We start from the raw sequence: 15,322 nt of genomic DNA, 5'->3' as shown, positions 1-15,322 counted from the left end.
CCCTGACTCCTTAGAAAAAACTCAAGCCCACATGAAACAGCTTCTCTACGTCGCGAATATGCTTTTTATCCACAAGGAACAGGATGACATGGTCGCCGGCATTGATGACGGTAGAGTCGTGGGCGATCAGCACTTCTTCGTCGCGAATGATCGCGCCAATCGTGGTCCCCGGTGGCAAGTTGATTTCACCGATGCTGCGGCCAATCACCTTGCTCGACTTGGAGTCACCGTGGGCGATGGCTTCGATGGCCTCCGCCGCACCGCGGCGCAGTGAGTGCACACTGACGATATCGCCACGGCGTACGTGGGCCAGCAAGGTGCCGATGGTGGCCAGCTGCGGACTGATGGCGATATCGATTTCGCCACCCTGGATCAGGTCCACATAGGCCGGGTTGTTGATGATGGTCATCACCTTCTTCGCGCCCAGGCGCTTGGCCAGCAGCGAGGACATGATATTGGCCTCGTCATCGTTGGTCAGGGCCAGGAACACGTCGGCATCGGCGATGTTCTCTTCGAGCATCAAGTCGCGGTCCGAGGCGCTACCTTGCAGCACAACTGTACTGTCGAGCGTGTCGGACAAATAGCGGCAACGTGCAGGATTCATCTCTATGATTTTGACCTGGTAACGGCTTTCAATGGCCTCGGCCAGGCGCTCGCCGATCTGTCCGCCGCCAGCAATGACAATACGCTTGTAGCTTTCGTCAAGGCGGCGCATTTCGCTCATTACTGCGCGAATATTGGCTCTGGCGGCGATGAAAAATACTTCGTCGTCAGCCTCGATGATGGTATCGCCACGGGGTGTAATTGGCCGATCGCGTCGGAAAATCGCCGCGACTCGTGTATCCACATTCGGCATGTGCTCGCGTAGCTGGCGCAATTGCTGGCCAATCAGCGGGCCACCGTAATACGCCTTGACCGCGACCAACTGCGCCTTGCCCTCGGCAAAGTCGATCACCTGCAAAGCACCGGGGTGTTCGATCAGGCGCTTGATGTAGTTGGTGACCACCTGCTCGGGGCTGATCAGCACGTCGACCGGGATGGCGTCGTTATCAAACAACTCCTCGCCGCGTGTCAGATAAGCCGCTTCTCGTACACGGGCGATTTTGGTCGGGGTGTGAAACAGCGTGTAGGCCACCTGGCACGCGACCATATTGGTCTCGTCGCTGTTGGTCACGGCCACCAGCATGTCGGCGTCATCTGCACCCGCCTGGCGCAGCACATTGGGCAGCGAGGCGCGGCCCTGCACGGTGCGGATGTCGAGGCGGTCACCCAGGTCGCGCAGGCGTTCGCCATCGGTGTCGACCACGGTGATGTCGTTGGCTTCGCTGGCCAGATGTTCTGCCAGCGTACCGCCGACCTGGCCTGCGCCGAGGATGATGATTTTCATGCCGTCATTTCCTGGAACCGTTAGCTGCGTGCGGCAGCGATCTTGATCAGTTTGGCGTAATAGAAACCGTCATGCCCACCTTCTTGCGCCAGCAACTGGCGGCCGTGGGGTTGTTTGATACCGAACTGACCGGCGATATCCAGCTCGCGGGCACCCGGTGTCCGGGCCAGAAACGCTTCGATCACCTCGGTGTTTTCGGTCGGCAGCGTCGAACAGGTGGCGTAAAGCAAGATGCCACCGACTTCCAGGGTTGGCCACATCGCGTCCAGCAGTTCGCCTTGCAGGGTGGCGAGTGCGGCGATGTCGTCCGGTTGGCGGGTCAGCTTGATGTCTGGATGACGGCGGATAACACCCGTTGCTGAGCAAGGCGCATCCAGCAAAATGCGCTGGAATGGTTTGCCGTCCCACCAGGTTGCGGTATCGCGGCCGTCAGCCGCAATCAACTCGGCACTCAGGCCCAGACGTTCAAGGTTCTCGCGAACGCGCACCAGGCGCTTGGCTTCCAGGTCCACGGCTACCACGCCGGCGAGCTTGGGCTCGACTTCCAGGATGTGGCAGGTCTTGCCGCCGGGGGCGCAGCAGGCGTCGAGTACACGCTGGCCCGGGGCCAGATCGAGCAAATCGGCAGCCAGCTGGGCGGCTTCGTCCTGGACACTGATCCAGCCTTCGGCAAAGCCTGGCAGATTGCGTACATCGCAGGCCGCAGCCAGCACGATGCCGTCCTGGCTAAAGGTGCAAGGTTGAGCTTCGATCCCTGCCTCGACCAGCAACTGCAGATACGCATCACGACTGTGATGGCGACGGTTGACCCGCAAGATCATCGGCGGGTGCGCATTGTTGGCTGCACAGATGGCTTCCCATTGCTCAGGCCAAAAAGCCTTCAGGGATTTTTGCAGCCAGCGTGGGTGCGCAGTACGCACCACCGGGTCACGCTCCAGCTCAGCCAGTAAGGCTTCGCTTTCTCGCTGTGCATTGCGCAATACGGCGTTAAGCAGGGCTTTGGCCCACGGCTTTTTCAGTTTATCGGCGCAACCTACGGTTTCGCCGATGGCGGCGTGGGCCGGAATGCGGGTGTAGAGCAGTTGATACAAACCGACCAGCAGCAATGCCTCGACGTCAGCGTCGGCGGCCTTGAACGGTTTTTGCAGCAGCTTGTTGGCCAGCGCCGACAGACGTGGCTGCCAGCGCGCGGTGCCGAAGGCCAGATCCTGGGTCAGACCGCGGTCACGTACCTCAACCTTGTCCAGTTGCAGCGGCAACGAACTGTTGAGCGATGCCTTGCCGTTGAGCACGGCAGTCAGGGCTTTGGCGGCGGCCAGACGAGGATTCATTGTGCGGCACCCAAAACTGTACCGACGGCGAATTTCTCACGGCGGCTGTTGAAAAAATCACTGAAGTTCAGCGCTTTGCCACCAGGCAATTGCAGGCGTGTGAGGCACAAGGCGCCTTCACCGCAACCCACGATCAGGCCGTCCTTGCTGGCGGCGAGAATCTGTCCCGGTGCACCTTGAGCGTCAGCCAGGTTTGCGGCCAGTACTTTGAGGGCTTCGCCATTGAGCGTGCTGTGGCAGATCGGCCACGGGTTGAAGGCGCGGATCAGGCGCTCCAGCTCAACGGCCGGGCGGCTCCAGTCGATGCGCGCTTCGTCCTTGTTCAACTTGTGGGCGTAGGTCGCCAGGCTGTCATCCTGGACTTCACCTTGCAGCGTCCCCGCCGCCAGACCGGCAATGGCCTGGATCACGGCCGGTGGGCCCAGTTCGGCCAGGCGGTCGTGCAGGCTGCCGCCGGTGTCATCGGCGGTGATTGCGGTCACGGACTTGAGCAGCATGGGGCCGGTGTCCAGACCCGCCTCCATACGCATTACGGTCACTCCGCTTTCACTGTCGCCGGCTTCGATGGCGCGCTGGATCGGCGCTGCTCCGCGCCAGCGTGGCAGCAAGGAGGCGTGGCTGTTGATGCAGCCCAGGCGCGGAATATCCAGCACCACTTGCGGCAGGATCAGGCCGTAGGCCACCACCACCAGCAGGTCCGGCTTGAGTGCAGCCAGTTCGGCCTGGGCCTCAGGGGCACGCAGGGTGGGTGGCTGCATCACTGTGATGTTGTGCTCCAGCGCCAGCTGTTTGACCGGGCTTGGCATCAGCTTTTGCCCGCGCCCTGCCGGACGGTCCGGCTGGGTGTAGACCGCGACGATCTCGTAAGGCGTGTCTAGCAGTGCCTTGAGGTGTTCGGCGGCGAATTCTGGGGTGCCGGCAAAGACGATGCGCAGTGGCTCAGTCATGGAATACTCACTTGGAATAGGGGGGCGCGGGAACTGACGGCAATGAGCCAGCGAACGGACCGGCTGGCTCATTTTCATGTGGGAGCGGGCTTGCTCGCGATGAGGGCTACCCGGTGTATCAGCAGAACCGTGTTGGCCCGATCGCGAGCAAGCCCGCTCCCACATCGGGTCCCTGCCAGTTCGGGAGTGTTGTGCGTTTTATGCCGATCAAGCGTTCTGGCGGTGCAGTTTTTCCAGTTTCTTCTTGATCCGGTCGCGCTTGAGCGTAGACAGGTAGTCGACGAAGAGCTTGCCGTTGAGGTGGTCGCACTCATGCTGAATGCACACCGCCAACAGGCCTTCAGCGATCATTTCAAAAGGTTTGCCGTCACGGTCCAGCGCCTTGATCTTGACGCGCTGCGGGCGATCAACGTTCTCGTAGTAACCCGGTACCGACAGGCAGCCTTCCTGGTATTGGCCCATCTCGTCGGACAGGATCTCGAACTCGGGGTTGATAAACACCATCGGTTCGCTGCGGTCTTCGCTCAGATCCATGACCACGATGCGTTTGTGCACGTTGACCTGGGTCGCGGCCAGGCCGATACCTGGCGCCTCGTACATGGTTTCAAACATGTCATCGATCAACTGACGGACTTCGTCGTCCACAACCGCCACGGGTTTGGCGATGGTACGCAGACGCGAGTCTGGGAATTCGAGGATGTTCAAAATAGCCATAAGTTTGTTTGGTGCACTGTGTGAAAGATTCAAAAACGGTTGTCAGGTGGGTCCTGGGGACTCGAGCAACCTGTGCAAAACGTCTCCTTCAGAGAGAGCCCGCTCGGGCTCAGGCGTTTCACGCGAGAGCACATAATAAAGGGATTCACCCACGGATGAAACGACTAGCTGCCGGGCTGCACCTGTGCATGTCTCAATTTGAAACCAACCTGCCCGGCCTCCAGGCGACGTTCAACTAATGTTGGGTTTCCCATTGGCGTTTCAAGTTCTGCCAAGGGGCTCAACCCGGTACTTTTCATCGTTAGCCAAACAACTTGTCAACAGAGTTATCCACAGCTTGTTCCTTACAGCCAGATGGAATAACCGATCAAGGATGATCCTATGCCACCCTCAGAAATATCCCCAGCAGAGTTGGAGGCCCGCTTGCGTTTGCACCGTTTGCCCGACGTTGGGCCACGGCGTTATTACAGCCTGTTCAGAGCCTTTGGTTCGGCCAGTTCGGCGCTCAGCGCACCTGCCAGCGCCTGGCGTGCCCTGGGGCTGCCCGAGGGGTGTGCCCAGGCGCGGCGCAGCCCTGAAGTCCGTGAGGGTGCCAGCGCTGCATTGCGCTGGCTTGAGCGCTCCAGACACCATGTGCTGCTGCATGATCAGGCCGATTACCCGGCGCTGTTAAGCGAATTGAGCGATGCCCCGCCGCTGTTATTCGTGGCGGGAGAGCCGTCAACTCTGGAAAAACCGCAGTTGGCGATGGTCGGTAGCCGACGCGCTTCGCGGCCAGGGCTGGACACCGCGACCGCCTTTTCCCGCAGCCTGGCTGGCGCCGGTTTTGTGATTACCAGCGGGCTGGCGCTGGGGATTGATGGCGCAGCGCATCAGGCTGCTCTGGACGTTGGCGGGCAGACAGTGGGGGTTTTGGGGACGGGCCTGGAAAAACTTTATCCACAGCGCCATCGGGCATTGGCAGACGCAATGATTTGCAACGGTAGCGCCGTGGTATCGGAGTTTCCTCTGGACGCCGGGCCCCAAGCCGCCAACTTCCCGCGGCGTAACCGCATTATCAGCGGTTTGTCCCTTGGCGTGCTGGTGGTCGAGGCCAGCGTGTCCAGCGGCTCGCTGATTACTGCCCGTCTCGCCGCAGAGCAGGGGCGCGAGGTGTACGCCATGCCCGGTTCCATCCACCACCCTGGGGCGCGTGGCTGCCATCAGTTGATCCGTGATGGCGCTACGCTTGTCGAGACCGTTGAGCACATTCTCGAAGGCCTGCGTGGCTGGCGCTCGATGCCGTTGCCCACAACAGAAATGTTTACTCCAAGCTGTCATCCATTAGTGCAATTGTTGCAGGCAGCGCCCTATACCAGCGAAGCATTGGCCAATATCAGCGGTTGGGATTTGCCCCGATTGCTGGCTACTCTGACCGAGCTTGAACTGGCGGGGCATGTTGTACTCGAGGGTGGGCGTTGGTTTGCTCGCGCCAGCTAAGTACACTGCGCGCAGCACATATCTGGAGACATTCAATGATCAGCACCTGGCGCGTCCAACAAGCTGCAAGAGCCATTCGCGCAGGCGCGGTGATTGCCTATCCGACCGAGGCGGTCTGGGGCTTGGGCTGCGACCCATGGGATGAAGACGCGGTCGAGCGGCTGCTGGCGATCAAATCGCGGCCTGTGGATAAAGGTCTGATTGTGGTGGCAGACAACATTCACCAGTTCGACTTCCTGTTTGAAGACTTCCCCCAGGAGTGGATCGACCGCATGGCCAGTACCTGGCCAGGGCCGAACACCTGGCTGGTGCCGCATCAGGGCTTGCTGCCCGAGTGGATCACCGGGGTACACGATACGGTGGCGCTGCGCGTGAGCGATCACCCGCTGGTGCGCGAACTGTGCGCGCTGGTGGGGCCGATTGTCTCGACTTCAGCCAACCCGGCAGGTTTGCCGGCAGCGCGTACTCGCTTGAAAGTGGAGCAGTATTTCCGTGGGCAAATCGACCATGTGTTGGGTGGCAACTTGGGTGGACGTAAAAACCCGAGCCTGATCCGCGACCTGGCTAGCGGCAAAATCGTACGCCCGGCGTAATGAGTTGCAGCCCAACCGATCTTGTAGCAGCTGCCGAAGGAACGAGGCTGCGTCCGGTTGCGAAGCAATCGTAAAACCTGAGTCCGAGATTTTTCTGAACGACCACAGTGTCTGGTTTTACGACGGCTGCGCCGCCGAACGCAGCCTCGTTCCTTCGGCAGCTGCTACGAATTTGTTTTAAGGCAACAAAATCGTCGATCCCGTGGTTCGGCGCGCCGACAGTTCCGTCTGCGCCTTGGCCGCATCAGCCAACGCAAAACGCTGGCTGAAATCAACCTTGATTGCACCGCTGCGGATCATCGCAAACAGCTCATCGGCCATCGCTTGCAGGTTTTCGGCGCTATTGGCGTAGGACGCCAACGTCGGTCGAGTGACATACAGCGAGCCCTTCTGCGACAAGATCCCCAGGTTGACCCCCGTTACCGCGCCTGAAGCATTGCCAAAGCTGACCATAAGCCCACGTGGTGCTACGCAGTCCAGTGACGTTAGCCAGGTGTCCTTGCCTACACCGTCGTAAACCACCGGGCACTTCTTGCCGTCGGTCAATTCCAGTACACGCTTGGCAACATCCTCGTGGCTGTAGTCGATGGTTTCCCACGCGCCCAGAGCTTTGGCGTGGGCGGCTTTTTCGGCCGAACTGACCGTGCCGATCAATTTCACGCCCAAGGCTTTCGCCCATTGGCAGGCAATCGAACCTACCCCGCCTGCAGCAGCGTGGAACAGGATGGTTTCACCCCCTTTGAGTTCGTAGGTCTGACGCAGCAGGTACTGGGTTGTCAGGCCCTTGAGCATCACGGCGGCGGCTTGTTCAAAGGAAATATCCTCGGGCAGTTTCACTACATTGGCTGCAGGCAAAACGTGCAGTTCACTGTATGCCCCCAGCGGCCCGGTGCCGTAAGCGACGCGATCGCCGACGTTCACGTTGCGCACGTCACTGCCCACCGCATCAACGATCCCCGCACCTTCATTGCCCAGCCCGGACGGCAGTTCAGCCAGCGGGTACAAGCCACCCCGGTAATAGGTATCGATGAAATTCAGACCGATGGCCTGATTGCGCACCCGAACTTGCTGCGGGCCCGGCTCGGCGGGTTGGTAATCGACATACTCAAGCACTTCAGGGCCGCCGTGGGCCCGAAACTGGATACGCTTTGCCATCTGCACTGTCCTCGCTCATTTCACGAAGCCACCATCCAACGCTGAAGCGTGATCTTCGTCAACTGCGGTGAGCCGGAGTGCGGTGTTATGCTAGCCCCCCTTTGCCGCCGGCCCCGCACGCCGCGTCGCTTTGCCCGATTTAAGGTGATGTCATGACTACTCGCACCGAGGCTGTAAAAGCCTACCTGCTCGACCTTCAAGACCGCATTTGCAACGCATTGCAAACGGAAGACGGCGGCACCCAGTTCGTTGAAGACGCCTGGGAGCGCCCGGCGGGTGGTGGCGGTCGTACCCGTGTAATCGAAAACGGCCACGTCATCGAGAAAGGCGGCGTCAACTTTTCCCATGTGTTCGGCAGCGGCCTGCCACCGTCGGCCAGTGCTCATCGCCCTGAACTTGCGGGCCGTGGCTTTGAAGCCCTCGGTGTGTCGCTGGTGATCCACCCGCACAACCCGCATGTACCAACGTCCCACGCCAACGTGCGTTTTTTTATCGCTGAGAAAGAAGGCGAAGAACCGGTCTGGTGGTTCGGTGGCGGCTTTGACCTCACCCCTTACTATGGCGTTGAAGAAGACTGCGTGCACTGGCACCGCGTGGCCGAGCAGGCCTGTGCGCCATTTGGTGCCGATGTGTACCCGCGCTACAAGGCGTGGTGCGACACCTACTTCCATATCAAGCATCGCAATGAGCCCCGTGGTATTGGCGGCCTGTTTTTTGATGACCTGAACGAGTGGGATTTCGACACCTGTTTCGCTTTTATTCGCGCCATTGGTGATGCCTATATCGACGCCTACCTGCCGATCGTTCAGCGCCGCAAAAACGACGAATACACTGCCCAGCAGCGTGAGTTCCAGGAATTCCGCCGTGGACGCTATGTGGAATTCAACCTGGTCTATGACCGTGGCACCCTGTTTGGCCTGCAATCGGGCGGTCGCACCGAGTCGATCCTGATGTCCCTGCCACCGCAAGTGCGCTGGGCTTATGACTGGAAAGCGGAACCGGAAAGCCCGGAAGCGCGCCTGACGGATTACTTCCTGCAAGACCGCGACTGGTTGGCCAACGCCTGACACTGCCCGAGGAGCTTGCCTGATGGACCGTTACGTTGTTTTTGGTAACCCGATTGCCCACAGCAAATCCCCGGTGCTGCATCGCCTGTTTGCCGAGCAAACTGGCCAGGCCATGCAGTACGACACCTTGCTGGCACCACTGGATGATTTTGCTGGCTGCGCAACGGAGTTCTTCCTGCATGGGCGTGGCGCCAATGTGACAGTGCCCTTCAAAGAAGACGCCTACCGCCTGGCGGATCAACTGACAGCTCGGGCCCAGCGAGCAGGAGCGGTCAACACCCTGAGCAAATTGGCCGATGGCGTTTTGCTGGGGGACAACACCGATGGTGCAGGGCTGGTGCGCGACCTGACGGTCAATGCCGGTTTCAGCCTCAAGGGTAAGCGCATCCTGATCCTGGGAGCAGGCGGTGCGGTGCGGGGTGCGCTGGAGCCGTTGCTGGCTGAAGGGCCGGCCTCGGTCACCATCGCCAACCGCACCGTTGAAAAAGCCGAGTTGCTGGCCGAGTTGTTCAGTGACCTGGGCCCGGTGGCTGCAAGCGGTTTTGACTGGCTGCACGAGCCGGTCGACCTGATCATCAATGCCACCTCGGCCAGCCTGAGCGGCGAACTGCCCCCCATTGCCAGCAGCCTGATCGAGCCGGGTAAAACCCTGTGCTACGACATGATGTATGGCAAGGAGCCGACGCCGTTTTGCGTGTGGGCCAGCGGGCATGGCGCGGGTCAGGTGATGGATGGTTTGGGCATGCTGGCCGAACAGGCCGCCGAGGCGTTTAATCTGTGGCGCGGGGTGCGTCCGGATACTGCACCGGCGCTGGCTGAATTGCGCCGGTTGCTGGCGCTTTAAAGCAGCCCCTCTCCCTCCGGGAGAGGGCGGGGTGAGGGCAAGAGGTACTTATGCAGCGAATCAAGGGCTACCACGCCCATGTCTACTTCGACGCTTCGACCATCGATCAGGCGCGCGCCTTGGGCGAAGAGGCCAGGCGACTGTTTGGCGTCACCATGGGCCGCGTCCACGAACGCCCGGTTGGCCCGCACCCGGACTGGAGCTGCCAGCTGGCTTTCGGCCCTGAACTGATCGGCATCGTCCTGCCGTGGCTGGCGCTCTACCGGCACGGTCTGGTGGTGTTTTTGCATCCCGATACCGGCAACGACCTGCTGGACCACACCGACCATGCTATCTGGATGGGCGCGATTCGGCCGCTGGACTTGTCTGTTTTTTAAACGGGGGCGCGCAGTTCTGCGCCCGGTTTAACCCTCTCCTACATACTATTTTTAGTTACGGAAATATCCGACATTAAGAACGGCGGCTTCGCTGTGGTCATATTTTGGTACCAGGCCTAAAGTTTTCAGGGCGTTAAGGTTTTTAATCTCGCTCTTGGATGGGGTATGGAAATGACACGTCCAAAAACCATGTTCCGCGCTGAGCTATGAAGATTGAATTTTGTTGGTCGCTATATTTATTACTCCTGTGGAAATGGCGATACATCAGTAATATTGGAGGCTGGTAGTGCGTAGATATCTTCAAGGTGGGCTTATATCACTGGTGTTTGCTTGGGGCTCAATGCCCGCCCATGCAGCTTGCACGTTTGTTAATGAAAAAACGAATATCAGTGTTTTTTCCTTTGATGTTTCGGATAAGGATTGCGAGCTTATTGATTTTAACGGTGAAAGCGTGGTCACTCTTCGTGTTGAGTATCCATCCATGAAGTTGGTTGATTATAAAAATAAATCTAACAATGTAATGGTGTTAGTTTTATTTCCTATATCCGTTCCTCCGTTTGATATAAATCGAGCCACCCGAACATTAAAAACCATTGCGTCTTTTGATGGGGTTGAACTGTTAGAGGATAGTGAAAAGACTTATAGAGTTGCGGGCCGTGATGGAAGCAATGCATATATATATGAGTGGGACCTGATTTATATGGGAAAAAGAGCGTACAAAAGTACTTTTGGGATTGACTATTTGTTTAGCCGTGAGATTTCCAACCTTAAAGAAGCCGATGTTTTTGTGTTGAATTTTCTGGATCGTTTTTTAATTAATTAAGGAGGCGCCAATATGGTGCAAATACCTCTGGCACCCGCGGATATCAAATACCTGGAACATAGACTCGCCGTGAAAGACTACGCGGGAGGATACCATTACTTATATAATGTTGCTCAAAAAGCTATTGCCAACCAGGCCGATGGCGAAGTGAGAGACCAGATGTTGATGACGGCTAACTGGCTTATGGCTGCAAAATCTATCAATAATATTGACGGAAGCTTTGCAAGCGAACTGGTTTCCAATTCCATGCGATATGCAGTTGAGCGCTCCGGAAGGAAATTCACTTCGCGTATGTATAAAAATGCTTCTGACAGATTAGCCCACCAAGTTATTGCGGATTTTATTCACGCTAAAGGCATTTTGCCAATTAAAGATGTGATCAAAAGAGACGTGCAAGCCGCAGTAAAATACTTAGGTTTGGAACCATGGCAATGGGCCGGGACGCTCGGTGATGAGTTTCCTGTGTGGGGGGGTGGACTAGGGCATAATTACGTTGAGATTCCGGGCCGTAACTTTTTAGAGCAAATGGAAAATTATGCCACGGTATTTATACAAAATGCCGCTGCTATTGGGATGATTTTCGAAAAGTATTTTGGCAATGCCTCAATGATTATACCTATTGTCATAAAGATAGTATTTGAAGATTTATTAGTAAAAGGTGTAGAAGTTGATATTTCACTGCCTGTGATTCCAGGTGGCGGTATAAGTAACGGTACGGCTGGTAGTCTTGACAGTGGCGGAAGTGGGGGGGCAGGTGGCGCTACTTCTGCATCGAACGGCTACAGCACAGGCGGAGGGGTACCTGTGACAAATATCGAAAGGCCAGCTGCTAATGTTGATATTTCTTTGGAAAGTGTTGGAGGTCTCAACTATATAACGCCAGAACAAATTGCAAGAATGAAATGCGCCTTAGAAAACAAAGTAGACCCTTTGATTTTGGATCTGGGTGGGGCCGGAGCAAAACTCACCAACCCTCATGCCTCTCCTGTTCATTTCGACATGAACAACGACGGCGAGAAGGTGCAAACGGGGTGGAGCAGCCCTGACGAAGGTATGGTTGTTTTGGACCTTGATGGAAACGGAAAAATTGATAATGTCTCGGAGTTGATGTCAGAGTATTTTGGTGCCGAACAAGGAAGCCGAGATTCTCCGAGTAAAAAGAACTTTGATAATGCATTTGATGCACTGCGCAGCCTGGATAGCAACAAAGACCTTAAATTTGATAACCAGGATGAACGCTGGGGCGATGTGAGGGTTTGGGTTGATGCCAATCATGATGGCCAAAGCAGGATTGAGTCGACTGGTACAAGCGAGTTACATTCGCTGGACGAGTTAAGTATTTCACAGATTGATCTGAACTATACAAGGCCATTAGCAGATGCTCGAAATGGTAATGATATTGTAGGTGTCAGTGGTTTTACTCAAAAGGGTGAAATTAAAGAAGCAGTGGCCGTTAATTTCTCGACGATAACTCCCGATGAGCCATCGGCAGAGACATTGAAAAGTTAAATTGATATAAATATCCGTTGAAAGAAAGCATGATTTATCTGTCGATTGATTTTTATCTAGGTTCTATTGTTAACTTCGATGTATGAAAGAGAGTGTTTGTAGTCTTAAATTTTTGATAACTGTAATCGGGTAACATTATCAGGTGTTCTTTGTGAATCTCTGTTTGTTCGTATTGGTGCTTGTAGATTGCGGGCGCCAATGCGAGATAAGTCTCTGGGACCACTTCAATCAATAGGGTCCCCCCCTCTGCTGTAAATTCGTCGGTACTTTCCTCCTGAGGCACTACTGATCGGCGTCTAAATCAGTCTATTTTTTGATCACTGCGCTTCTGCGAACATTTTTTTTGGATTTTTTTTCAGCGCCCGAAATTCCCGTTTTCTTTTGCCGCCTCTCCCCCCTGATAGCCCCACGCTATAAAGGCTGAACGATGATCATGGCCATGTGTCATACCTTGCCATGAGCTAACGTATCAGGCGTGCAGCTGCGGGCAGCGATTAGTGCTGAAAGGCCATCCATGTTTAACTTGAATGCTTGTTCAAGTTAAACCGGTGGTCCGCTGCCCGCTCACAACAGGAGGCTAACCCTTGCCGAATCCGCTCTTTTTGATCCCGTTTTACCTCTATAAGGTGCACATCCAATGAGTGTACCGATCACGTCCGAGACGTCCTCGATCCGCATGAACCCGCCGGTGTTCTACTTTGCCGCCGCGTTTATCCTGATCTTCGGTGTGGTGGTCATCGCCATGCCTGCCGCTGCCGGCGAATGGCTGCTGGCCGCACAAAACTGGGCGGCCAACACGGTCGGCTGGTACTACATGTTAGCGATGACCCTGTATCTGATCTTCGTGGTCGTCACCGCCTTGTCCGGCTACGGCAAGATCAAGCTCGGTGCCGACCACGACGAACCCGAGTTCAGTTACCTGTCCTGGGCGGGCATGTTGTTCGCCGCCGGGATCAGCATCACGCTATTTTTCTTCTGTGTGTCCGAACCCCTCACCCATATGCTCAACCCGCCGCAGGGCCCGGCCGGCAATGCCGAGGCTGCGCGCCAGGGCATGCAGCTGCTGTTCCTGCACTGGGGCCTGCACGGCTGGGGGGTGTTCGCGTTCGTCGGCATGGCACTGGCCTACTTCGCCTACCGGCATAACCTGCCGCTGGCGCTGCGCTCGGCGCTCTACCCGCTGATCGGCAAGCGCATCAACGGCCCCATCGGTTATGCGGTGGATGGTTTCGGCATTATCGCCACGGTGTTCGGTCTGGGCGCCGACATGGGCTTTGGGGTGCTGCACCTCAATTCCGGCCTCGACTACCTGTTCGGCATGCCCCATACCCAATGGGTGCAAGTGGGCCTGATCACGTTGATGATGGGCGCCGCGATTCTGGTGGCCATTGCCGGTGTCGACAAGGGCGTACGGGTGATGTCCGACATCAACATGCTGCTGGCCTGTGCCCTGCTGCTGTTTGTGTTGTTCGCCGGCCCCACCCAGCACTTGCTCAACACTCTGGTGCAGAACATCGGTGACTACCTGGGTGCACTGCCCACCAAGAGTTTCGATGTGTATGCCTACGACAAGCCAAGTGACTGGTTGGGCGGCTGGACCGTGTTCTATTGGGCCTGGTGGATCGCATGGTCGCCCTTTGTAGGCCTGTTTATTGCGCGTATTTCCCGTGGCCGGACCATCCGCGAGTTCGTGTTCGGCGTGCTGCTGATTCCACTGGGCTTCACCCTGGCGTGGATGTCTATTTTCGGCAACAGCGCCATCGACCAGGTGCTCAACCACGGTATGGTTGCCCTCGGCCAGTCGGCTATCGATGACCCGTCGCGTACGCTGTACCTGCTGCTTGAGACCTACCCGTGGAGCAAGACCGTTATCGCGGTGACGGTGTTTATCAGCTTCGTGTTCTTCGTGACCTCGGCTGACTCCGGTACTGTGGTGCTGTCCACCCTCTCGGCCCGTGGCAATAACGCGGACGAAGACGGCCCGAAATGGCTGCGGGTGTTCTGGGGCGCGATGACTGCGCTGGTGACCAGTGCGCTGCTGTTCTCAGGCAGTATCGATGCGCTCAAGTCAGCGGTAGTACTGACCTCGTTACCGTTCTCGCTGATTTTGCTGCTGATGATGTGGGGCCTGCACAAGGCGTTCTACCTTGAGTCGCAGAAGAAGATTGCGCAGACCCACTCCCTGGCACCCGTTTCGCACTCGCGTCGTGGTGGCTGGCGCCAGCGCTTGAGCCAGGCCGTGCACTTCCCGTCGCGGGACGAGGTGTACCGCTTTATGGACACCACCGTGCGCCCGGCGATTGAAGAAGTGAGCGCTGTGTTCCGGGAGAAAGGCCTTAACGTTGTCACCCAGCCAGACCCGGCCAACGACAACGTGAGCCTGGAAATCGGTCATGGGGATGAACATCCGTTTATCTACCAGGTGCAGATGCGTGGCTACTTCACGCCGTCCTTCGCCCGGGGTGGCTTCGGCAAAAAGGAGCAACTGCGTAATCGCCGTTACTACCGTGCTGAAGTGCATCTGGCCGAAGGCAGCCAGGACTACGACCTGACGGGCTACACCAAAGAGCAGATCATCAACGACATCCTCGACCAGTACGAACGCCATCTGCAGTTCTTGCATTTGGTGCGCTGATTGGTTTGGTGGTGATTCAGGCTGCTGTGATGGCCTGAGTCACCGGGCTGATGCCATCGCGAGCAAGCCCGCTCCCACAGGTTTTGGGTGTTCTCACCATGTGTGGATGCTCGTCAAACCTGTGGGAGCGGGCTTGCTCGCGATGCAGGCGCTGCGATTTCTACAGACCTTTCGCGCACTTATGTGGGATCGGGCTTTCACCCGCGTTACCCCATTGTGATGCCCCAAGCGGGCTGCCTATAGTCCGCTCCATCGCTGAACATCAGCGATCAGGCGTGCAAGCCTGACTCTCAGATTTCCAACTTTTCATTTCGCTTGGTAGGCTCTGCGCCTGCAATCGGCGTTATGGCGGTTGTGCGCGGGAGATCTTCGGGTCTGCCGGGTTATCTGGGACCGGTCTTGCACACCCGAGCACAATTGCTAGCCTCTTTCTGCGTGCAAGCTGATTGAGGTGGCTCCTT

13 protein-coding genes are annotated in these 15,322 nt (G+C 57.1%); 8 read left to right on the top strand and 5 right to left on the bottom strand.

Annotation, left to right across the window (positions count from 1 at the left end; translation table 11 throughout):
* Positions 1-10: 10 nt before the first annotated feature.
* The 4 genes from trkA to def form a co-directional block, all read right to left on the bottom strand.
* Entirely contained in the window at positions 11-1,387 is a 1,377-nt protein-coding gene (gene trkA / locus EQV96_RS16450) for a Trk system potassium transporter TrkA (protein WP_094999591.1), read from the bottom strand.
* Between the two features lie 20 nt (positions 1,388-1,407).
* Positions 1,408-2,718 (bottom strand): 16S rRNA (cytosine(967)-C(5))-methyltransferase RsmB, encoded by a 1,311-nt coding sequence (gene rsmB, locus EQV96_RS16445; RefSeq protein WP_095017920.1) that lies wholly within the window; start codon positions 2,716-2,718, stop codon positions 1,408-1,410.
* A complete protein-coding gene (gene fmt / locus EQV96_RS16440; protein WP_094999593.1) occupies positions 2,715-3,665 on the bottom strand; it encodes a methionyl-tRNA formyltransferase in 951 nt (316 codons plus the stop codon). The genes rsmB and fmt overlap by 4 nt, the downstream gene beginning before the upstream one ends.
* A gap of 207 nt (positions 3,666-3,872) precedes the next feature.
* Entirely contained in the window at positions 3,873-4,379 is a 507-nt protein-coding gene (gene def, locus EQV96_RS16435) for a peptide deformylase (RefSeq protein WP_016782844.1), read from the bottom strand.
* A gap of 381 nt (positions 4,380-4,760) precedes the next feature.
* Here def and dprA point away from each other — a divergent pair, with 381 nt between their 5' ends.
* Positions 4,761-5,858: a DNA-processing protein DprA gene (dprA, locus tag EQV96_RS16430; protein ID WP_094999594.1), complete on the top strand. Its 1,098-nt coding sequence runs from the start codon at positions 4,761-4,763 to the stop codon at positions 5,856-5,858.
* Positions 5,859-5,893: 35 nt separating this feature from the next.
* Positions 5,894-6,451 carry an L-threonylcarbamoyladenylate synthase gene (locus EQV96_RS16425; RefSeq protein WP_094999595.1) on the top strand — a complete coding sequence of 186 codons (558 nt, stop codon included), beginning with the start codon at positions 5,894-5,896 and terminating at the stop codon, positions 6,449-6,451.
* A gap of 177 nt (positions 6,452-6,628) precedes the next feature.
* Here EQV96_RS16425 and EQV96_RS16420 read toward each other — a convergent pair whose 3' ends face one another.
* Positions 6,629-7,606 (bottom strand): NADPH:quinone reductase, encoded by a 978-nt coding sequence (locus EQV96_RS16420; protein ID WP_153326294.1) that lies wholly within the window; start codon positions 7,604-7,606, stop codon positions 6,629-6,631.
* A 152-nt stretch (positions 7,607-7,758) separates the two neighbouring features.
* Here EQV96_RS16420 and hemF point away from each other — a divergent pair, with 152 nt between their 5' ends.
* From hemF to betT, 6 genes are all read left to right on the top strand, one after another.
* Complete coding sequence (gene hemF / locus EQV96_RS16415; protein ID WP_094999596.1) at positions 7,759-8,673, top strand: oxygen-dependent coproporphyrinogen oxidase; 915 nt, start codon at positions 7,759-7,761, stop codon at positions 8,671-8,673.
* Positions 8,674-8,695: 22 nt separating this feature from the next.
* Entirely contained in the window at positions 8,696-9,517 is an 822-nt protein-coding gene (gene aroE, locus EQV96_RS16410; protein WP_240882194.1) for a shikimate dehydrogenase, read from the top strand.
* 50 nt (positions 9,518-9,567) lie between these two features.
* Positions 9,568-9,894: a DOPA 4,5-dioxygenase family protein gene (locus EQV96_RS16405; protein ID WP_153326288.1), complete on the top strand. Its 327-nt coding sequence runs from the start codon at positions 9,568-9,570 to the stop codon at positions 9,892-9,894.
* 286 nt (positions 9,895-10,180) lie between these two features.
* Positions 10,181-10,717: a hypothetical protein gene (locus EQV96_RS16400; RefSeq protein WP_141228134.1), complete on the top strand. Its 537-nt coding sequence runs from the start codon at positions 10,181-10,183 to the stop codon at positions 10,715-10,717.
* 12 nt (positions 10,718-10,729) lie between these two features.
* A complete protein-coding gene (locus EQV96_RS16395) occupies positions 10,730-12,226 on the top strand; it encodes a hypothetical protein (RefSeq protein WP_153326286.1) in 1,497 nt (498 codons plus the stop codon).
* A 637-nt stretch (positions 12,227-12,863) separates the two neighbouring features.
* Positions 12,864-14,861 (top strand): choline transporter BetT, encoded by a 1,998-nt coding sequence (gene betT / locus EQV96_RS16390; RefSeq protein ID WP_094999601.1) that lies wholly within the window; start codon positions 12,864-12,866, stop codon positions 14,859-14,861.
* The last annotated feature ends 461 nt before the right edge of the window (positions 14,862-15,322 follow it).

The organism is Pseudomonas sp. TMW22080 (assembly GCF_022496745.1).
Classification (GTDB): Bacteria; Pseudomonadota; Gammaproteobacteria; order Pseudomonadales; family Pseudomonadaceae; genus Aquipseudomonas; species Aquipseudomonas bubulae.
This window is presented reverse-complemented; position numbering and strand designations above follow the sequence as displayed.